This window comes from Agaribacterium haliotis (assembly GCF_002312815.1).
Classification (GTDB): domain Bacteria; phylum Pseudomonadota; class Gammaproteobacteria; order Pseudomonadales; family Cellvibrionaceae; genus Agaribacterium; species Agaribacterium haliotis.
Genome location: NZ_NKQJ01000013.1, coordinates 16,150 through 36,149 on the forward strand (window position 1 = coordinate 16,150; position 20,000 = coordinate 36,149).

Consider the following 20,000-nt stretch of genomic DNA (forward strand, 5'->3'; position numbering starts at 1 on the left):
GCATTGCGAGCTTGGAGAAACACTCTATGTACAAACTTGGCTTTTATGTGCCAGAAGACGCCTTGGAGACGGTAAAGGCCGCGCTGTTTAATGCCGGTGCGGGGCGCATTGGTGACTACGAGCACTGCTGCTGGCAGACCTTGGGCACGGGGCAGTTTCGTCCCTTGGCCGGAGCTCAGCCTCATCTTGGCGAGCTGGGTAAGCTTGAGAAAGTCGACGAGTGGCGGGTAGAGCTTGTCTGTGCAGACTCTGAGGTTAAGGCCGTGATGGCGGCCTTAAAACAAACTCACCCTTATGAGGAGCCCGCGTATGACCTGTGCCGCCTTGAGCAGCTTTAACTTGGTGCTTGCGGGTGCTAAGTGCTAGGCGCTCTGTGAGCGGCTGTTAAAGCTGAGCACAGTGGCGGCTTTGCTGCTAACGGCTTCGCTGCCGGGCTCGGCCTCGAGTGCCTCGCGCAGCTTCGCCACGCTTTGCATCATCATGCGTGAAATCTCAATGCAGGCACCCATGGGGTTGCTGTGCAACTGTCGTTTTGAGTCAATCTGAAACTGCAGGCCGCGCAGGCGGCGCTGATATTCGGCTGGCGCTCCGGCGATCAATTGATCGATTTCGCGCTGGCGCAAGGCTTCGAGCGCTTCGGGGTTTTCGCGGGCGAGCTTGCTGAGTTCGCTGTGATTCGGAAGTGTTGATGTCATGGTATTGCTCCAATTTACTGCTAGCGGCCCGCTCCGGCCCTTAGCTCAGGATCTCCTATATCCAAGCCGTGCTTATAAAAAAATGTTTTAACGTTTGTGTAAAAAGATGCTACCCAAGCTGGTGGGCTATGGGTAGCGTTGAAGTTATATCGTGTAGAAATAAGTAGAACTATCAGCCGCTTAAGCTAGGATGTGATAGTTGAGTCGAGTTTAGATAAGCGGAACTGCTTCACAAAGCGCGCCCTAGGCTCGTTTGCTTAGTTGCCAGGAGAGGGCTTATGACGAATTTCTCAGCGCGCGAAGCCCACGCTGCGGTCGTGTTGGTGCTTCGCCACGAAGCAGGCAAAGACAGTGTGCTATTGACCAAAAGGGCGGCACATATGCGCGAGCACCCCGGTGAGGTTGCATTTCCCGGGGGTAAGCGCGATATCGGTGATAGCAGTCTCTATCGCACAGCGCTGCGCGAGTGTGAAGAAGAGGTGGGCTTGAAAGAGCACCAGCTTCGCTATCGCGCCGAGCTCGGTGTGCAGCGCACGCGAAGCCGCGCCTTGGTATTGCCGTTTGTGGTCGAGCTTGTTGGTTCGGCCGAGCTGTGTTTGAGCACTGAAGAAATCGACTCGGCGTTTTGGGCGCCGCTGCCCTTGTTTGTAGAGGATAAGCGCAGTTGTACCCATGTATTTGAGTCGCGAGGGCGCGAATACTGGGCGCCCGTTTACCGCTGGCAGGGCTATGAAATATGGGGCTTTACCGCGCGTGTTTTGGTTGATTTTGTCAACACGTTTTACGGCGGTCAACTTCAGCGCCGGCACTGCGCGCCGGAGTTAAGGCTGTAGTTGGCGGTGTTTGCCCTAGAGCTCGCTAAGCGGCTTCACCGTCGTGCTGTTTGGCGCTGTCTTTCTCGAACACGAGCGCTTTCTCGATACGTGTATCGCTGACCTCATCTATCTGGAAGCGGTAGTTGCCAATCTCAAAGCTGACGATGGCATCGGGAATGTGTTCGAGGAATTCGGTAATCACGCCGTTGAGGGTTTTGGGGCCGTCAGTTGGCAGTTTCCAGCCGAGCTCCCGGTTGATATCGCGCACCAGTTCCTGGGCGTCGATACGGAACCAGCCGCCGCCGACAAGGGTAATGGGCTCATCCTGTTCTTCGGCCGCATCGGTAACAAAGTCACCAACAATTTCTTCGAGTAGGTCCGACAGCGTGACCAGGCCTTGCAAGTCGCCGTATTCATCGACCACAAGAGCCATGCGCGCTTTGTTTTTCTGAAAGTTTAAAAGCTGGCGCGACAGCGGTGTCGACTCGGGAATGAAGTAGGGTTTATGCAGGTGCTTGCGTATGCCTCGCGCGGTGAGCTCGGCTTCGCTATCGCGCAATACACGGCTGATATTGCGCAGGTGCAAGATACCGATCACCTCGTTGATGTCACCTTCGTAGACCGGCAGCATGGTGTATTCGCTATCCTGAATGACTGCCAGTACGTCGTCCATGGGCGCTTCGATATCAATGCCGGTAATTTCGTTGCGCGGCACAAGAATATCTTCGACCGTTGATTTTTCCAGGTCGAGCACGTTGAGCAGCATGCCCTGGTGGTGATCGTTCAGCAGCTCGCCGGCTTCATCCACGACCGTGCGCAACTCTTCGGGGTGTAGGTGGTCTGCAAGCCCACTGGCGGTGCTCGGGTCCATGCCAAAGATCCGGCTGATACCGTTGGATACTGAATTCACAAGCCTGACTACCGGGTAGCTCAGGGTAAGCAGGGGGCGCAAAATCATGCTGGCGGGGAAGGCGATTTTCTCAGGGTAAACCGCGGCAATGGATTTGGGCGTGACTTCGGCAAAAATCAGAATCACCAGCGTCAGCACAAACGGCATGATTATCAGGTTGCCGACCTCCCAGTCACCAAAAATCTTGACGGCGATTTTGCCGGCAACAAGCGTAATAAAAATATTAACCAAGTTGTTGCCGATCAGGATCACGCCAATCAGGCGGTCGGTGCGCTCAAGTAATTTACTCGCGCGCAAGGCGCCGCTGTGCTTCTTGTTGACAAGGTGGCGCAGGCGGTAGCGGTTCAGCGACACCATACCGGTTTCAGAGCTGGAAAAAAAAGCGGAACAACAGAGCAGGGCAATAAGGATGGCGAACAACTGTTCGAGCGAGAGGGCGTCCAAAGGGGTTTCCTGAAGAAGTGAAGAAAATGAATCTTGGCGTATAGCTAGCGGGGGTGCAAGCGCGAGCGCTTAATCGAGCAGTACTTCGATCACGAATTTGCTGCCGAAATAAGCCAGCATCAACATAATAAAGCCGGCGATCATCCAGCGAAGGGCAACTTTGCCGCGCCAGCCGAGGGCGTGGCGACCAAACAGTAACACCGCATAGATTAACCAACTGACAATCGAAAACGTCATTTTGTGGCTGAGCTGTTGTTCAAACACGTTGTCGATAAAGATAAAACCACTGACGAGGCTGAGGCTGAGGCTGACAAAACCTGCGCGCACTAAGTCAAACATCAGGCTCTCCATCGTCTGCAGAGGGGGGAACACCCCTAGCACGGCGCTCGCGTGATGAGCCTTGAGCTGGCTTTGCTGATAGGCGAGTAGCAAAGCCTGCAAGGTGGCGATGGTCAGCAAACTATAGGCGATGATAGACAGCAGTATATGGCTGAGTACGCCCGGTCCGATGTGCTGGCCCAGCGGCTCTGCAGTGAAGATCAGCGCTGCTGAACCCGAGGCGGCGCTGGCCAGTGGTAACAGCAGCAGGAAAATTTTCATAAGCGGCAGGCGAATAGAGCTCAGCAGCACAATCAAATTCATAACCAGGCACAGCGCCGAGGCAATCTGAAATACGCCGATCTGTACGCCTTCGGGGCTAATAATTTCCCGCCACGCAGCAATGGCGTGGCTTAAGCAACCCAGGGCTAACAGTGCAAAAAAGGCTGGGCCGGGCTCCGTTTTCCTGCGAGCGCTCAGAAGCAGCAAGCTCCAAGCGGCGAGATAGCAGATAATGGAGAGGCCGGTGACCATGGTTCGTCCCTGTGGTTGGTTCAGTTTGTTCGACTTTGGGCAAGAGGCCAAGAGTAGGTGCTTCACTGGAGCTTGGCAAGCTTATATACTGCGCAGCCTCTGTGCAGTGGGTCACTTTGTTATCCACTCGGCAATACTTCCCTATATATAGGCAGTTACGAACAATGTTCGACAATTTATCCGATCGCTTAAACAAAACGCTGAAGAAAATAAGCGGCAAGGCTCGCATTACTCACGACAACGTGCAAGAGACCCTGCGCGAAGTGCGCAAGGCTTTGCTCGAAGCCGATGTGGCCCTGCCGGTTGTAAAAGAGTTTACCAATCACGTGCGCAAGCGTGCGGTCGGGCAAGAGGTGAGCCGCGCTTTGAATCCGGGCCAGCAATTTTTGAAAGTTGTTGAGTCTGAGCTGGTTGCGCTGATGGGGGAGGCCAACGAAACCCTGGATCTTGCACAGCAGCCGCCGGCGATCGTGTTGATGGCGGGTTTACAGGGTGCGGGTAAGACCACCACCGTGGCCAAGCTCGCGCGCTTTTTGAAAGAAAAGCAGAAGAAAAAGGTCATGGTGGTCAGTGCGGATGTCTATCGCCCTGCGGCCATTAAGCAGCTTGAAACACTCGCGGCCGAGGTTGACGTCGAATTTTTTCCGTCGAACGAAAATCAAAAGCCGGTCGATATCGCCAACGCGGCGCTGAGCCAGGCGAAAAAACTTGCAGTTGATGTGCTCTTAGTCGATACCGCTGGCCGCCTGGCGATCGACGAAGCGCTGATGGCCGAAATCCAGGATCTGCACAAGGCCTTAAACCCGATCGAGACCTTGTTTGTTATCGATGCGATGATCGGTCAGGATGCGGTAAATACTGCCAAAGCATTTAATGACGCACTGCCGCTGACCGGTGTGGTGCTGACCAAGATCGACGGCGATGCCCGCGGCGGTGCCGCGCTGTCTGTGCGTCACGTTACGGGTAAGCCGATCAAGTTCTTAGGCTCCGGTGAAAAAACAGAAGCGCTAGAGCCGTTCCACCCCGATCGCATCGCCTCGCGCATCCTCGGTATGGGCGACGTGATGACGCTGATCGAGGAAGCCGAGCAGAAAATTGATAAGCAGAAGGCTGAAAAGCTGGTTAAAAAGGTTCAAAAGGGGCAGAAGTTCGACCTCGAAGACTTGCGTGACCAGTTTCAACAGATGGCGAATATGGGCGGCATGGGCGCGATGCTCGAGAAGCTGCCTGGCATGGGCAATATGGCGCAAATGGCAGAGCAGGCCAATGTCGGCAAGCAATTTAAGCAGATGGAAGCCATTATCAATTCGATGACCCCGGAGGAGCGCCGCAACCCGGATATCCTCAGTGGCTCGCGCAAACGCCGTATTACCGCAGGCTCCGGCACACAAATTCAGGATCTTAACCGCCTGCTCAAACAGCATAAGCAGATGGCCAAGATGATGAAAAAAATGAAAGGCGGCGGTATGGCAAAGATGATGCGCGGCCTCGGTGGCATGATGGGCGGTGGCGGTGGAATGCCACCCGGTGGCATGCCTCCTATGGGGGGCGGTTTTCCTCAGTAATAGCCTCGCGAATAGCGAAGAACAATTAAGTATTTCAGTGCCTGAAGGCGCTCAACACAGCCCCGAAAAGCCCGAAATACAAGCAGTACAGAAAAACATCAATTAGGTCTATACAGGCCCAGATGTTTCCTTTAGAATACGCCGCCTTTCGCAAGGTGGTCTCGATTGAGCCTTGTTTTATGTTAGGTCTCAATCCAAAACAGAAAGACCTCAGAAGTTAATTCGGGAATAAATAGATGGTTACCATTAGATTGGCTCGTGGCGGTTCTAAAAAGCGCCCTTTTTACCACGTAAATGTTACTGACAGCCGCAGCGCCCGTAACGGTCGTTACATTGAGCGTTTGGGTTTCTTTAACCCTATTGCTCGTGGCCAGGAAGAGCGTATTCGTCTGGACAACGAGCGCATTGAATACTGGGTGAGCAAAGGTGCTCAAGTCTCTGATCGTGTTAAAAAACTGATCAAAGACGCCGCTGTTGCTGCTTAAGTTTAGGCAAGCGTGGACGGCGAAGCCAAGTTCAGTTGCGTCGGCAAAATAAGCGGCGTACACGGCCTTCGGGGCTGGCTGAAAATAAAGTCGTTCACTGAGCCTGAGCAAAACGTATTCGAATACACGCCTTGGCGTGTAAAGCTGCAAGGTCAGTGGCAAGAGCTCGAAGTAGAGCGCGCCCAGCCTCACAAGGGCGGGTGGATTGCACGCATCGTCGGTGTCGACGATAGAACCGCAGCAGAAGCGTATAAGTTGATCGATATTTATGTTGATCAAAACCAGTTTGCCGCCCTCGAAGAGGGTGAGTTCTACTGGCATGAGCTTGTCGGCATGCGCGTGCAAGCTGAACAAGACGGCGGCGAAAACCCGCTGGATATTGGTGTTGTTAAGCAGCTTCTTGAAACTGGTGCCAACGATGTGCTGGTGATTCAGGCGGATGCTAGCAGCGTCGATAACAAAGAGCGTTTGATTCCTTATGTACCGGATGTGTACGTAAAGGATGTTGATCTCGAGACCCGTGTGCTTGTGGTGAGCTGGGACTTGAGCTGGGACGCCGATGACTGACTTAGCTCGGTCGCAGCGACTCGAGGTTGTTGTTGTTAGCCTGTTTCCTGAGATGTTTGAGGCCTTAAGTGCCTGGGGCATAAGTAGTCGGGCTATCAGTGACGGCCTGTTGAGTTTGCACTGTATTAATCCTCGCAGTTTTACAGAGGATAAACACCAAACCGTGGATGATCGCCCCTACGGCGGCGGCCCCGGCATGGTGATGAAAACTCTGCCGCTGATTAAAGCTGTAGAGGCCGCGCTAGAGCACCTGCAGTGCTCGCGCGAACAGGCCCATGTGGTCTATATGAGCCCCCAGGGGCGCCAGCTCGATACTGCTGCGGTGGGTGAGCTTAAGTTACGAACAAAACTTGTAGTGATTTGCGGTCGCTACGAGGGTGTCGACGAGCGTTTTATTGAGCGCTACGTCGACGAAGAGTGGTCTATCGGCGATTACGTGCTAAGCGGTGGTGAATTGCCGGCAATGGTGATGCTCGACGCCTTGATACGTAAATTGCCCGGTGCTTTGGGTGATCAACAAAGCGCGGAGCAAGATAGTTTTGAGGCGGGTTTGCTCGACTGCCCCCACTATACTCGGCCCGAAGAAATATTGGGTCAGAGGGTGCCGGAAGTACTGCTTTCGGGAGACCACAAACGAATTCGCCAGTGGCGATTGCAGCAGAGCCTGGTGCGCACGATGCAGCGCAGACCGGAATTGCTGGATGCTTTGCAGCTCAGTGCCGAACAAGAGGCCCTGCTCGAAGCCTGGAAACGTAATACTAAAATTTAATTGCTAGCGCTAACACAGTGCTAAACCCTAACTAGGAGCTAGTCATGAGTTCTAAGAACTTGATCATTCAAGAGCTGGAAAAGGAACAGCTGAAAGCTGATGTCCCTGAATTCAGCACTGGTGACACTGTTGTTGTGCAGGTCAAAGTAAAAGAAGGTAACCGCGAGCGTCTGCAGGCCTTTGAAGGTTTTGTTCTGGCCAAGAAAAATCGCGGCCTGAACTCTTCTTTCACTGTTCGCAAGATTTCTAACGGTGTTGGTGTTGAGCGTACTTTCCAGACGCACAGCAAGCTGGTCGACAGCATTACTGTCAAGCGTCGCGGTGATGTTCGCCAGAGCAAAATCTACTACATGCGTGAACTTACTGGTAAGGCGGCTCGTATTAAAGAGAAGCTCAACTAAGTTTGCGGCCTTATTATTAAGGTTGCTGTACGCTAAAAAAGCGCTCACCGTGAGCGCTTTTTTTATGTCTGGAATTTGTAAAGGGCTGGGCTTTGGTGGCACTTGAGCAGCAAGATGCACTGTTGATTGAGCAGTTTCTCGCGTATTTGTGGGCCGAGAGAGGGCTTAGCGACAATACGCAAGATGCCTATAAACGGGATTTAAGCGCTTTTGCTCAGTGGCTTCGCACACATAGTGAGGGCAGCTTAACCTCTGCTTCGCTCGCTGATTTGCAAGCGTATTTTGCCCACCGCAGTTTGGTCTTACAGCTCAGTGCGCGTTCAAGTGCGCGCTGTTTAAGCTGCTTAAAAAATTTTTACAAGTATCTGGTGCGCCAGGCGGTGCTTGCCGAGAGCCCCGCCGAGCTGCTCGAAAGCCCCAGGTTGCCCAAGCCCCTGCCTAAATCCCTGTCCGAGCACGATGTCGAAGCGCTGTTGCGCGCACCTGAAGCGGCGGCTGAGTGTAAGGATGTGCTCGCGCTTCGCGACAAAGCCATGATTGAATTGCTTTACGCTTGCGGTTTGCGCGTGTCGGAACTTTGCAGCCTCGGTGTGGATCAAATCAACTTGCGTCAAGGTGTGGTTCGGGTAACGGGCAAAGGCAGCAAAGACAGGTTGGTGCCGCTCGGCCAGCAGGCTGAGGCTGCGCTCGAGCTTTATTTAACGCACGCTCGAGCGCTTTTGCTCGGCAATCAGCGCAGTGATGTGCTCTTTCCCAGCAGTCGAGCTCGGGCGATGACTCGCCAAACCTTTTGGCACCGGCTGAAATACTGGGCGGGGCAGGCGGGAATAAAAGTCGCACTGTCGCCTCACACGCTGCGCCACGCCTTTGCTACGCATTTATTGAACCACGGCGCCGATTTGCGAGCCGTGCAGATGTTGCTCGGCCACAGCTCGGTCTCAACAACACAAATTTATACACACGTTGCCCGTGAGCGGCTTAAAAATTTGCATACTGAGCATCACCCGCGCGCATAAAGCTTTGATACACTTGCCGCCACCTTGGAATTGGATACGACCATGCACTTATTTAAATCTATGAAATTTTCGCTGTGTGCGCTTGCCCTGCTGTTGCCTTTGGGCGCGTGCGCGGCCGAGTCAGAGCCGGCTCGGGCCGACTTGGCACAAATCAAAACCGCCGTGATTGCCAAATTAAAGCAGGCCCGCCCAGATCTCAGTTTTGAAGATGTGCGCGAGACCGAGGTGCCCGAGCTCTACGCCGTTACCTACAACGGCGGCAATCTGATCTACACCACTGCCAGCGGCGACTTTTTGATTGTCGGTGATATTTATGAGGTTGGAGAGAACGGCGTCAGCAAGCTCGGAGAGAAAGAGCTCAATGCCAAGCGCGCCAAAATAATTGCCGAACTGCAGCCGGAGACCATGATCAGTTTTGTCTCCGAGCAAAAAGACGCCAAAGATATCTATGTGTTTACCGACGTCGACTGTGGTTATTGCCGCAAGTTGCACCGCGAAGTACCCCAGTTGAATGAGCTCGGTGTCAATGTGCACTACCTCGCTTATCCGCGTGCCGGCATCGGCTCTGGTTCTTACGATAAAATGCTTGCCGCCTGGTGTGCAAAGGATCAGCAGCAGGCGATGACCGAATTAAAAAACCAGCGCCCGATTACCATGCTCAAGTGTGATAGCAGTGCTGTTGCTGATCAGTTTCGCCTCGGCGGTGAGTTGGGTGTTAGCGGCACACCGGCGATAGTCTTGAGTGACGGTACTTTGATACCGGGATATCAGCCCGCTCCGCAGCTGGCTGCAATTGTAAAAAGCCACTAAATACAGAGTCTTAGGGCGAATGTAAGCCCTTGCTAACATTGACACAAAGGGGGCGCCTGAGTAAGGTTGCCCCTTTTTTGTTTGGGGCTAAAGTCAGCTCCAGCACGCCGCAAGTGCGGCGCTGAACTAAGTCGAGGACTTCCCTTTGAAACGCATCAATATCGGCATTTGTGGTCTTGGCACCGTTGGTGGTGGCACCTTTAACGTGCTCAGCGAAAACCGCAGAGAAATCAACGCCCGGGCTCTTTGTGAGGTACAGGTTGCGCATGTTGGCGCGCGCAGCGACAACCCAGCTTGTAATACGGACGCGGCCAAAGTTAGCCGCGATATCTTTGCTGTTGCGCAAGATCCCGATGTAGATATTTTGGTGGAGCTGATTGGTGGCACCACCATTGCCAAAGACTTGGTTGAAAAGGCTCTGGCCAACGGCAAGCACGTGGTTACCGCAAACAAAGCCCTGATTGCCGAGCACGGCAATGAGCTGTTTGCCAAAGCTGCCGAAGCGGGTGTCAGCATCAACTATGAGGCCGCCGTTGCCGGTGGTATTCCTATTATTTCGGCGCTGCGCGATGGCCTTAGTGCCAACCAGGTCGAGTGGTTGGCCGGTATTATTAACGGCACGGGTAACTTTATTCTGACCGAGATGCGCGACAAGGGGCGCGACTTTGCCGATGTCTTGGCCGAGGCGCAAGAGCTCGGTTATGCCGAAGCCGACCCAACCTTTGATGTTGAAGGTATCGACGCCGCGCACAAGCTGGTTATTCTCGCTTCGCTGGCTTTTGGTATGCCGCTGCAATACAACGGTGTTTTCTGCGAGGGCATCAGTAAGATAGAGCCGATGGATGTTGAGTACGCAAATGAGCTCGGTTACCGCATCAAGCACTTAGGTGTTGCCCGCAAAGTTGAAGGCAAAGGTATAGAGCTGCGTGTGCACCCAACACTGATCCCCGAGAGCCGTTTGATTGCCAATGTTGACGGGGTGATGAACTCCGTTTTGGTCAAAGGTAACGCCGTTGGCCCAACCCTGTTTTACGGCGCTGGTGCTGGCGCTTTGCCAACGGCTTCGGCGGTGGTCAGCGATATTGTGCGCGTGGCCCGCCAACTCGCTGCAGGCGCTGGCACCGACAGCATGATGCCCTCACTCGGCTTTGCCGATAACAAGCTGCAAGACTTTAATATCCTGCCGATTGAAGAGGCTGAAACCGCGTTTTATTTGCGCCTGCCTGTGGCGGATGAGCCCGGCGCGCTGTCTAAGATTGCACAGATCTTAAGTGAGGCCGGAATCAGCATTGAGGCCTTGATTCAAAAAGAGCCCGCCGAAGGCCAGAGTAGTGTTTCGGTAATTATGCTGACCAGCCGCGTGCTGGAAAAACAAATGGTCGCAGCCGCCAAAGATATTGAGGCGCTCGACATTGTCGAGGGCGAACTGACACGCATCCGTGTTGAAGCTCTAAAATAGGGCGGAGTAGAGAATATGAAATACGTAAGTACCCGCGGCCAGGCGCCGGCACTTGAATTTGAAGATGTAGTTCTGACCGGTCTTGCCAGCGACGGCGGCCTGTATGTGCCGCAAAGCATCCCCGAGTTCAGCAAAGAAGAAATCGCTTCCTGGGCTGGTCTCAGCTACCAAGAGCTTGCGCTGAAAATAATGAGCCCGTTTGTTGCAGGCTCAATTCCTGAGGCTGACTTAAAAGATTTGATCGACCGCTCTTACGCGACTTTCCGCCACGATGCGATTGTTCCGTTGGTGCAAACCGGCCACAACGAGTGGATCATGGAACTGTTTCAGGGGCCAACACTCGCATTTAAAGATATCGCCCTGCAGTTTCTCGGCAACTTGCTCGACTACGTGCTGAAAAAGCGCGATCAAAAAGTTGTGATCATGGGCGCGACTTCCGGTGATACCGGTTCCGCTGCTATTGAAGGCTGCCGCCACTGCGACAACGTCGACATTTTTATTCTGCACCCGTACCAGCGTGTATCGGAAGTTCAGCGTCGCCAGATGACAACCGTTATCGAAAACAATGTTCACAACATTGCGATGAAAGGTAACTTCGATGATTGTCAGAACTTGGTAAAAACCAGCTTTGCCGATCAAAGCTTCCTGCCTGAAGGCCGTCAGCTCGCCGCGGTTAACTCGATTAACTGGGCGCGCATCATGGCGCAGATCGTCTACTACTTTTACTGCGGTCTGGCACTCGGCGCGCCTTCGCGTCCGGTGAGCTTCTCGGTGCCTACCGGTAACTTCGGCGATATCTTCGCCGGTTACATCGCCAAGCGTATGGGCCTGCCGGTTGACCAGCTGGTTATCGCAACCAACAGCAACGATATTCTGCACCGCTGCATTAGCGACAACGACCACAGTAAAAAAGCACTTGAGCACACCCTGAGCCCGTCAATGGATATCATGGTTTCAAGTAACTTTGAGCGTATGTTGTTTGAGTTACACGGCCGTGACGGCGCTAAAGTTGCCCAGTTGATGGAAGACTTTAAGTCGGGCGAAATGACGTTGGGTGAGGCTGAATTGGCTGAGGCTCGCAAGTTGTTTAGCTCTTATCGCCTTGATGACGACGCTATGGTTGATGTGATTCGCGATGTTTACGAAAAAACTGAATACCTGCTCGATCCGCACACTGCCATCGGTGTTGAAGCTGCGCGCAAGACTCGTCGCAGTAAAGATGTACCGATGATTTGTCTGGCAACTGCCCACCCGGCTAAATTCCCGGAAGCGGTTAAAAAAGCCGGTCAAACTGAAGATCCAGCTCTGCCTCACCATATGGCAGATTTGTTTGAGCGCGAAGAGAAATACGAAGTGCTTGATCACGATGCCGAAGCGGTTCGCAGTTTTGTTGCGGGGAATTGTAGAGCGTAAAGTAGTTTGGGATTTGGTTACGTGCCGGGCCTCAGGCCGGTAGAGCCTAAACAGGCTCGTCGTAAACCCATCCCTAGGGACTCCGCCGCCGCATCCCTGCGGCAGAGGGCCTGTTTAGGCTCTGCCAGCCTGAGGCATTGAGCATTGTGCCAAATTTTACTTCCGGGGTTTCTCGGTAGTTTGAAGAAAAGGCTCGATGCAGCCTGATGAGGCTCTCTGCGCCATGGACGTTGCAGCGAAGCCCCCATGGATGTGCTCTTGTTGTGGTTAACAAGAGGTGCTAGGGGCGTGTCTCGGCAGGCTGTATCGAGCCTTTTTCACACCCAATATTCGTGAATATATGAGCCAAAAAATCATCAAGCGCCGTTCCGATGAAGTCACCAATTTAAGTGTGGCTGAAAGGCGCGATCCGCAAGCTTTGGTTAAAGCCTTATTGCGCGCTCGCGGCGAAAAAGATGAAGGGCTCGACTATGGTTTAAAGCACCTTCACTCTCCCAAGTTGATGAAAGGCATCGACGATGGTGTCGAGCTGTTGGTTCAAGCCTTAAAAGGCCAGCAACGTATTCTAATTGTCGGTGACTTCGATGCCGATGGCGCAACGTCCACCGCCGTGGCCATTCGCGGCCTGAAGGCGCTGGGCGCCTATCAAGTTGACTACCTGGTGCCAAATCGTTTTGAGTACGGTTATGGCCTCACGCCTGAAATTGTTGCCCTTGCCTGTGAAAACAAACCGGATCTGTTAATCACCGTCGACAACGGCATTTCCAGCATCGACGGTGTTGCTGCAGCTCAGGCGCAGGGCATTAAAGTCCTTGTGACTGACCACCATCTTCCTGGCAAAAGCCTTCCCGATGCCGAAGCCATCGTAAATCCCAATCAGCCTGGCTGTGAATTTCCTAGTAAAAACCTCGCCGGTGTCGGGGTGATTTTTTATCTGATGTTGGCCTTAAGGGCAAAACTGCGAGAGATAAACTGGTTTACCGAGCGATCGATTGCCGAGCCCAACCTGGCGATATTTCTCGACCTGGTTGCCTTGGGTACGGTTGCCGATGTTGTGCCGCTCGATTACAACAATCGCATTTTGGTGGCGCAGGGGCTCGAACGAATTAAAGCCGGTGCCGCTTGTCCGGGCATATTGGCCTTGTTAAAAGTAGCATCGCGTGAGCACACCAAAGTCAGCGCTGCTGATTTCGGTTTTGCCATAGGTCCTCGCTTAAATGCCGCGGGCCGCCTCGATGACATGAGTATTGGCATACGCTGTTTGCTGAGTGATGACTGGTTGCAAAGCCTGGAGGTTGCCGCCGAGCTGGATTCGTTAAATAAAGAGCGGCGCGCGATTGAAAGCTCCATGCAGGCGGATGCCTTGAAGGATCTCGAGCAGCTTGCCGAAGACGGGGCGGGCCAAAATGGTGTGAGCCTCTATCGCGAAGATTGGCACCAGGGCGTTGTCGGCATTGTTGCATCACGCATCAAGGATCGCCTGCATCGTCCGGTTATCGCTTTTGCCGATGCCGATGAGCTTGAAGTGAAAGGCTCGGGGCGCAGTATCAGCGGTTTGCACCTTCGAGATGTGCTCGATGAGGTAGCGACTTCCAACCCGGGCCTGGTCAGCAAGTTTGGCGGTCATGCAATGGCGGCGGGAATTAGTTTGCCCAAAGAGCGGCTGGAAGAGTTTTCCAGGGCTTTTGACCTGGTCTGTGAGCGCAACCTGACTGACGAGCTGAAGGAGCCGGTGCTGTGGTCGGATGGGCCATTGAGCTCTGAGCAGCTTAGCCTGGTTCACGCAGAGGCGTTAAAGTCTGCAGGGCCCTGGGGGCAGGCTTTTCCCGAGCCTGTCTTTGATGGGCGTTTTCGCCTGTTGGAGCAGCGTATTGTTGGCGCCAAGCATTTAAAAATGTTGCTGGCTGACGAGGCTCACGATGGTCTGGTTTTGGATGCGATCGCTTTTGGTGTTGATCTAGAGTTGTGGCCGAACCCCGATGTGCAAAGTTTAAGGCTTGTTTACAAGCTTGATGTCAACGAGTTCAGAGGGCGGCGCAGTGTGCAGCTGCTGGTGGACGACTTGCAGGCGATTTAAGCGGGTTTTTTCAGCCCGGTGGCCGTCTCGACTAAAGCAAACGGGCTTAAAACCAGCCCATGGCTTTGCGGCGGCGTTCGATATACACGTATTCCGTGGCGCCGCTGGCTGGGTGTTTATCGTGGCGAAAATGATGGTGGTCCGGGGTTGAGCCCATGTATTCCCATGTTGCCCCCATAAATGGACACTGAGCATCTCCGTTGTTCATCGGGTAGTCTGCGAGCTCGGCCCACATGTCTAACCACTCTTCATGGTCTGCTGGTAGAAATTCCATACCTCTATCCAAGGTTGCTATCCAAGGTCATTATTTTCAGTGTCTTAGTGTAGTTACATGATGTAAGTTGTCAAGAATGTATGGCAACGCTATGTTTTTAAAGTGTTTTTATATGTTCTAGTTCACCTTTTAAAGCCTGGCGAAAGCTCGGTTCAAGGTTCTGGAAGCCCCGAATCAGTATGCTGAGTATGGCTGTGTGGCAGATCAGCAGCTTGCCGTGCTCTTTACAGCCCTCACTGAGGCTATCTAAAGCGCTCTCTGGAGAGCTTTCTAACAGACCAAGCTCCAGCGAGCTCAAGCGGCGCTGCTTGCCGAGCAGGCCACCGTCTTTACCGTGTAACAATAAAGCAAATTCGAGCCCGAGCGCTTGCAGCGTTTCACAAATCACCTGTGCTTTAGCGGTTTCACCTGAGGCCTTTTGCAGTTTTTTTTGAGCGAGCGCAAAACTTGTGAACAGTTCATCACAAGTCGCCTCGCTGCCGCTGTCGTTACTTGCTCCACCGTGTTCGGCAAGGGTGTTTTTTAGGCGTTCGAGTAAAAGGTCTAAACGAAAGGGTTTGCAAATATAGTCGTTGGCGCCGGCTTGGTAGGCTTGCCGTTTGTGCTCGGGCTGATTTAAACAGCTCAAAAATACGATGGGGGTGTTGCGAAAGTTTTGCAGTGCACGGATTTCACGGCACAGCGCATAGCCGTCGCGGCCGGGTAAATCGACGTCCAGCAGTATAAGCTCGGGTTTTATTTGCTCCAGTAGAGCCATGCCTTCTGAGGCGCTGCCGGCGAGCTTTAAACTAAAATGGGGTGACAGTGCTTTGCTGAGTAGTTTTTGGTTGCTCGGGCTGTCATCAATGCTCAGCACTGTCGCACAGTTATCCATCGTGCTATCTCCCTTCCGTGTACCTTTAGCTTAGTTAGATCGCAAATTGCTGTACAGGCTTTGACAAAGATAGTGGCACTGCAAGTTGCGTCTATAGAGTTGGCAGCGGCGCTCATGTAAAATGCGCGCTTTTTGCAGGCCCAGACAAGTAGATTCATGGAAATTCAACCGCTATTAAATAAACTGACCGACCTTGAACAGCGCACCGAAGCGCTTAGGGGGTACCTTTGACTACGCTCTGAAAAAAGAGCGCCTGGCAGAGGTTGAACTAGAGCTCGCTGAGCCCGATGTCTGGAATGAACCCGAGCGCGCGCAGGCGCTCGGCAAAGAGCGCAGCTCGCTTGAGGCCGTCGTTAAGACAATTGAGGATCTCGATACCGGTGTGGCCGACTGTCGCGATTTAATTGAAATGGCTGTCGAAGAAGCCGACGAGGGCGCGGTTGAAGATGTTGAGGCCGAAGTTGGCGGGCTAGAGGCACACTTGGCCAAGCTTGAGTTTCGGCGCATGTTTAGCGGGGAAATGGACGAGAATAACGCCTATCTCGATATTCAATCGGGTTCCGGCGGCACGGAAGCTCAGGATTGGGCGGAGATGTTATTGCGTATGTACCTGCGCTGGGGCGAAGATAAAGGTTTTAAAACCACGCTTGAAGAGGCGTCGGCCGGTGATGTCGCCGGTATTAAAAGTGCGACGATCCGCTTTGAAGGGGAATATGCTTTTGGCTGGCTTAGAACCGAAACCGGTGTTCACCGCTTAGTGCGCAAATCGCCGTTTGACTCCGGCAACCGCCGTCATACGTCGTTTACTTCTGTGTTTGTCTCGCCCGAGATTGATGACGACGTTGAGATCGATGTCAGCAAGGCCGACGTGCGTGAAGATACCTACCGCGCTTCCGGAGCCGGTGGGCAGCACGTTAACAAAACCGACTCAGCTGTGCGCTTGACCCACAACGAGACTGGCATTGTGGTGCAGTGTCAGAGCGAGCGTTCGCAGCACGCCAACCGCGATCGCGCCTGGAAAATGCTGCGCGCGAAGTTGTACGAACACGAAATGCAAAAACGCAGCGCGGAAAAACAAGCGATGGAAGACAGCAAAGCCGATATTGGCTGGGGCTCTCAAATTCGCTCTTATGTGTTAGACGACCAGCGCATTAAAGATTTGCGTACGAATGTACAGACCAGTAATTGCCAGGCGGTATTGGACGGCAAACTGGATGAGTTTATTGAGGCTAGCCTAAAGGCTGGCTTGTAATGGTAAATTAACGCCACTTTGGCGTTCTGGTCGAGGATCGTATTTGCGTTCTCAGACACTCTGGCCTTTACCTGGATTAAGGTTTTAGGCGCTAAGTAATTGCTCCCGGTAATTATTGTCTGATAAAACAAATACGCTGCTCAACCTAGCCACAATCTTCGATTTGGATAGATGAAAATGAGCGAACAAGATTCTGTTGCGCAAGATGAAAACAAATTAATTGCCGAGCGCCGTGAAAAATTATTGGCGCTGCGTGAAGCTGCTAAAGAAAGTGGCGGTACCGCTTTTCCAAATGACTTCAGCCCTGAAAATAAAGCCCAGGATTTGCAAGATAAGTACGGCGAAGAAAGCAAAGAAGAGCTTGAAGCGGCAAATAATGTTGTCAGTGTTGCGGGGCGCTTGATTCGCAATCGCGGCGCTTTTATGGAGATTCAAGACGGCAGTGGTCGCATACAGCTTTATGTTGGCAAAGAGGCGCGCCCATTTGCCAAGAGTCTCGATTTGGGTGACATCATCGGTGTTAAAGGTGCTCTGCACAAAAGTGGCAAGGGCGATCTCTACGTCAATCTCGAACAGTACAAACTGCTGACTAAAGCACTGCGCCCTCTGCCTGATAAACACAAAGGTTTAACCGATCAGGAAATTCGCTATCGCCAGCGCTACGTGGATTTAATTGCGAACCCCGAAGTACGTGCGACGTTTATTTTACGCAGCAAAATTGTTCAGTTTATTCGCAATTATTTAAACGGCCGCGACTTTCTTGAAGTTGAAACGCCAATGCTACAGGCCATTCCTGGTGGGGCGACGGCGCGACCGTTTGTTACCCACCACAATGCCCTCGATATCGATATGTATTTGCGCATTGCGCCGGAGCTTTATCTGAAGCGTTTAGTGGTCGGTGGTTTTGAGCGTGTGTATGAAATTAATCGCAACTTTCGCAACGAAGGTTTGTCGACACGCCACAATCCTGAGTTCACCATGCTTGAGTTTTACCAAGCTTACGCTGACTACAATGATCTGATGGATTTAACCGAAGATATGTTGCGTAAGCTCGCGGAGAATGTGCTTGGCTCAACGACGGTTAAAGCGACTAAGAGCGAAGACGAATCTGTTGAGTACGATTTCAGTAAGTCTTTCACTCGCTTGAGTGTGTTTGACTCGATTCTGCATTTTAATCCTGAGCTCAGCGCCTCGGATATTGACAATCTCGACAGTGCTCGCGCGGTTGCGGAGAAGCTCGGTATTCCGTTGAAAGACAGCTACGGCCTCGGTAAGGTTCAGATCGAAATTTTCGAGAAAACCGTCGAGCATCGCTTAGAGCAGCCGACCTTTATCACGAAATATCCAACTGAAGTGAGCCCGCTTGCCCGCCGCAGCGACAGTGACCCCTTTGTCACCGATCGTTTTGAGTTTTTTGTTGGCGGCCGTGAGATTGCCAACGGTTTCTCAGAGTTGAACGACGCTGAAGATCAGGCCGAACGCTTTCAGGCTCAGGTTGCCGAAAAAGATGCGGGTGACGACGAGGCAATGCACTACGATGCCGATTATGTGCGTGCGCTTGAATACGGTATGCCACCGACTGCGGGGCAGGGTATCGGCATCGACCGCCTGGTAATGATGTTAACCGATTCACCCTCTATTCGTGACGTGCTGCTATTCCCTGCGATGCGCCCGGAATAAGCACTGTGACTGAGCGCGAAATTAAGCTTGAGCAGAGCTGGTTAAATGAAATTGGGGCTGAATTTGATCAGCCCTATATGCAGACTCTGCGCGAATTTTTAAAACAGGAAAAGGCCGCGGGGAAAACAATTTATCCGGCCGGTAGCGAGATTTTTAACGCGCTCAACTCCACGCCTTTTGAAAAGGTAAAGGTTGTTATCCTCGGCCAGGACCCTTATCACGGGCCCAATCAGGCACACGGCCTTTGTTTTTCAGTCAAGCCCGGCGTGCCTGCGCCCCCTTCGCTGCAAAATATTTTTAAAGAATTAAACCAAAGCCTCGGGCTGCAGCTGCCAGGTCACGGTTGTTTGCAAAGTTGGGCCGAGCAGGGCGTGCTGCTGCTAAACGCTACCTTAACCGTAGAGCAAGCTCGCGCGGGGTCTCACCAGGGTCGGGGTTGGGAGCAATTTACCGATGCGTTGGTTCAAGCGCTAAATGCTAAGCGCCAGGGCGTGGTTTATATGTTGTGGGGCTCTTATGCACAGAAAAAAGGCCGTGTAATTAACGCCCATAACAATCTTGTTTTAAAATCTGCGCACCCGTCTCCGCTGTCGGCCTACCGTGGCTTTTTTGGCAATGGCCACTTTATCCAGGCAAATAATTATTTACAGCAGCAGGGCTTGCGGGAAATTAATTGGGCTTTGCCCGCGCTGTAAATCTGGCGGGCTCATGCCGTTAACTGGGCTTGTTTGAGTTTTAATTTTTTGGCTGGTGGGGCTTAGGAAAACAGCGCCATCGCCGCTTCCATTTCTTCGCTCAGATCCTCAGCTTCGGCGCTTTCAATTTCGGGGTTGAGCCCGAGCCTGGCAAAGGCCGTGACGCTGTTGTAGTCGATATCTGAGACTCTTTCACTGCCGGCCCAGGCTTGTAACATGGCCACGGTGACGATGTCGGCATAGTCAGAGCCGGCCTGTTGGCGGCTGAAGTTCAGGTGCTCCACTGGCACGTTGCGCAGCTCTTGGGGGAATTCCCAACTGGTTAAAATTTTTACGCCTATTTGTGGGTGCACACTCTTAATGACCATGTCCAGGCTGATGCTATCGCGCAGCAGCGCAGGGTTGTTTTCCGCGTACGAAAGTATCGGCAATACGCCGATTTGGAAAACAAGCCCGGCAAGTGCGGCCTGGTCGGGCCGCAATTTGGTGTAGTGTTTACAGAGTACGTGACAGATACCGGCTATTTCACTCGATGAAGCCCACACTTCGCGCATGCGTTTGTCTATGTTGTCCGATGTGGCTTGAAACATCTGCTCCATTGCCAAGCCCGCGGCGAGATTTGCTGTGCTCTCCATTCCCAAGCGGCCGAGGGCCATATTTAAATCTTCAATTTCTCGCGGTGCGCGAAACAGCGGGCTATTGGCTACTTTTATGATTCGCGCCGTCAGTGCCGCGTCGTTGGAGATGACTTTGGCAAGGTCCATAATTGATGCATCGGGGTCTTCTGAGGCTTCGCGTACCTTGAGCGCCATTTCAGGCATGGTTGGCAGGATGAGCTTATCGCTGTCGATTAGTTCGATAATCTCCTTGGCAACTTTTTCCGCCAGAGCGTTCATTATTGGTCTCCCTAAGTGCTGTGAAATACTTGCAGCTAAGTGCTGGGAAAG

The 20,000-nt window shown here is 52.9% G+C and carries 21 protein-coding genes; 15 read left to right on the top strand and 6 right to left on the bottom strand.

Annotation, left to right across the window (positions count from 1 at the left end; all coding sequences use genetic code 11):
• The first annotated feature begins 26 nt into the window (after nt 1-26).
• Nucleotides 27-338, top strand: a complete 312-nt coding sequence (locus CFK45_RS14880; protein ID WP_096087236.1) for a YqfO family protein — start codon at nt 27-29, stop codon at nt 336-338.
• A gap of 24 nt (nt 339-362) precedes the next feature.
• On the opposite strand, the gene CFK45_RS14885 is transcribed toward CFK45_RS14880, so the two are convergent.
• A complete protein-coding gene (locus tag CFK45_RS14885) occupies nt 363-695 on the bottom strand; it encodes a DUF3135 domain-containing protein (RefSeq protein ID WP_096087237.1) in 333 nt (110 codons plus the stop codon).
• Nucleotides 696-973: 278 nt separating this feature from the next.
• On the opposite strand from CFK45_RS14885, the gene CFK45_RS14890 reads away from it, so the two are divergent.
• On the top strand, nt 974-1,528 hold the full coding sequence (locus CFK45_RS14890; RefSeq protein WP_096087238.1) for an NUDIX hydrolase: 555 nt from the start codon (nt 974-976) through the stop codon (nt 1,526-1,528).
• 25 nt (nt 1,529-1,553) lie between these two features.
• Here the strand turns inward: CFK45_RS14890 and CFK45_RS14895 are convergent, their stop codons facing one another.
• Together CFK45_RS14895 and CFK45_RS14900 are read right to left on the bottom strand one after the other, a co-directional pair.
• Nucleotides 1,554-2,864 (bottom strand): HlyC/CorC family transporter, encoded by a 1,311-nt coding sequence (locus tag CFK45_RS14895; protein WP_096087239.1) that lies wholly within the window; start codon nt 2,862-2,864, stop codon nt 1,554-1,556.
• A gap of 69 nt (nt 2,865-2,933) precedes the next feature.
• On the bottom strand, nt 2,934-3,716 hold the full coding sequence (locus CFK45_RS14900; RefSeq protein ID WP_096087240.1) for a cytochrome C assembly family protein: 783 nt from the start codon (nt 3,714-3,716) through the stop codon (nt 2,934-2,936).
• A 164-nt stretch (nt 3,717-3,880) separates the two neighbouring features.
• On the opposite strand from CFK45_RS14900, the gene ffh reads away from it, so the two are divergent.
• From ffh to recJ, 10 genes are all read left to right on the top strand, one after another.
• On the top strand, nt 3,881-5,281 hold the full coding sequence (gene ffh, locus CFK45_RS14905; RefSeq protein WP_096087241.1) for a signal recognition particle protein: 1,401 nt from the start codon (nt 3,881-3,883) through the stop codon (nt 5,279-5,281).
• Between the two features lie 236 nt (nt 5,282-5,517).
• Nucleotides 5,518-5,766, top strand: a complete 249-nt coding sequence (rpsP, locus tag CFK45_RS14910) for a 30S ribosomal protein S16 (protein ID WP_096087242.1) — start codon at nt 5,518-5,520, stop codon at nt 5,764-5,766.
• Nucleotides 5,767-5,778: 12 nt separating this feature from the next.
• Nucleotides 5,779-6,333 (top strand): ribosome maturation factor RimM, encoded by a 555-nt coding sequence (rimM, locus tag CFK45_RS14915; RefSeq protein ID WP_096087243.1) that lies wholly within the window; start codon nt 5,779-5,781, stop codon nt 6,331-6,333.
• A complete protein-coding gene (trmD, locus tag CFK45_RS14920) occupies nt 6,326-7,102 on the top strand; it encodes a tRNA (guanosine(37)-N1)-methyltransferase TrmD (RefSeq protein WP_096087244.1) in 777 nt (258 codons plus the stop codon). The genes rimM and trmD overlap by 8 nt, the downstream gene beginning before the upstream one ends.
• Before the next feature lie 44 nt (nt 7,103-7,146).
• A complete protein-coding gene (gene rplS, locus CFK45_RS14925; RefSeq protein WP_096087245.1) occupies nt 7,147-7,503 on the top strand; it encodes a 50S ribosomal protein L19 in 357 nt (118 codons plus the stop codon).
• A gap of 92 nt (nt 7,504-7,595) precedes the next feature.
• Nucleotides 7,596-8,519, top strand: coding sequence for a site-specific tyrosine recombinase XerD (gene xerD, locus CFK45_RS14930; protein WP_239923706.1), 924 nt, complete (start codon nt 7,596-7,598; stop codon nt 8,517-8,519).
• 42 nt (nt 8,520-8,561) lie between these two features.
• Complete coding sequence (locus CFK45_RS14935; protein WP_096087246.1) at nt 8,562-9,329, top strand: DsbC family protein; 768 nt, start codon at nt 8,562-8,564, stop codon at nt 9,327-9,329.
• A gap of 145 nt (nt 9,330-9,474) precedes the next feature.
• A complete protein-coding gene (locus tag CFK45_RS14940) occupies nt 9,475-10,788 on the top strand; it encodes a homoserine dehydrogenase (protein ID WP_096087247.1) in 1,314 nt (437 codons plus the stop codon).
• A 15-nt stretch (nt 10,789-10,803) separates the two neighbouring features.
• Nucleotides 10,804-12,201 (top strand): threonine synthase, encoded by a 1,398-nt coding sequence (gene thrC / locus CFK45_RS14945; protein ID WP_096087248.1) that lies wholly within the window; start codon nt 10,804-10,806, stop codon nt 12,199-12,201.
• Nucleotides 12,202-12,541: 340 nt separating this feature from the next.
• A complete protein-coding gene (gene recJ / locus CFK45_RS14950; RefSeq protein ID WP_096087249.1) occupies nt 12,542-14,278 on the top strand; it encodes a single-stranded-DNA-specific exonuclease RecJ in 1,737 nt (578 codons plus the stop codon).
• Between the two features lie 46 nt (nt 14,279-14,324).
• Here recJ and CFK45_RS14955 read toward each other — a convergent pair whose 3' ends face one another.
• Together CFK45_RS14955 and CFK45_RS14960 are read right to left on the bottom strand one after the other, a co-directional pair.
• Nucleotides 14,325-14,552, bottom strand: coding sequence for a 4-diphosphocytidyl-2C-methyl-D-erythritol kinase (locus CFK45_RS14955; RefSeq protein WP_096087250.1), 228 nt, complete (start codon nt 14,550-14,552; stop codon nt 14,325-14,327).
• Between the two features lie 97 nt (nt 14,553-14,649).
• Nucleotides 14,650-15,426: a response regulator gene (locus CFK45_RS14960; RefSeq protein WP_096087251.1), complete on the bottom strand. Its 777-nt coding sequence runs from the start codon at nt 15,424-15,426 to the stop codon at nt 14,650-14,652.
• 156 nt (nt 15,427-15,582) lie between these two features.
• Between CFK45_RS14960 and prfB the strand changes: the two genes are divergently transcribed.
• The 3 genes from prfB (at nt 15,583) to ung (ending at nt 19,053) form a co-directional block, all read left to right on the top strand.
• Nucleotides 15,583-16,678 (top strand): peptide chain release factor 2 gene (prfB, locus tag CFK45_RS14965; protein ID WP_096087252.1). Its coding sequence is split into 2 segments (ribosomal slippage): nt 15,583-15,654 and nt 15,656-16,678, totalling 1,095 coding nucleotides; the frame shifts between segments, so codons are not numbered across the junction.
• A 177-nt stretch (nt 16,679-16,855) separates the two neighbouring features.
• Nucleotides 16,856-18,358 (top strand): lysine--tRNA ligase, encoded by a 1,503-nt coding sequence (gene lysS, locus CFK45_RS14970; protein WP_096087345.1) that lies wholly within the window; start codon nt 16,856-16,858, stop codon nt 18,356-18,358.
• On the top strand, nt 18,355-19,053 hold the full coding sequence (gene ung / locus CFK45_RS14975) for a uracil-DNA glycosylase (protein WP_414630757.1): 699 nt from the start codon (nt 18,355-18,357) through the stop codon (nt 19,051-19,053). The genes lysS and ung overlap by 4 nt, the downstream gene beginning before the upstream one ends.
• Before the next feature lie 62 nt (nt 19,054-19,115).
• On the opposite strand, the gene CFK45_RS14980 is transcribed toward ung, so the two are convergent.
• Complete coding sequence (locus CFK45_RS14980) at nt 19,116-19,949, bottom strand: HDOD domain-containing protein (protein ID WP_096087254.1); 834 nt, start codon at nt 19,947-19,949, stop codon at nt 19,116-19,118.
• Nucleotides 19,950-20,000: the final 51 nt, after the last annotated feature.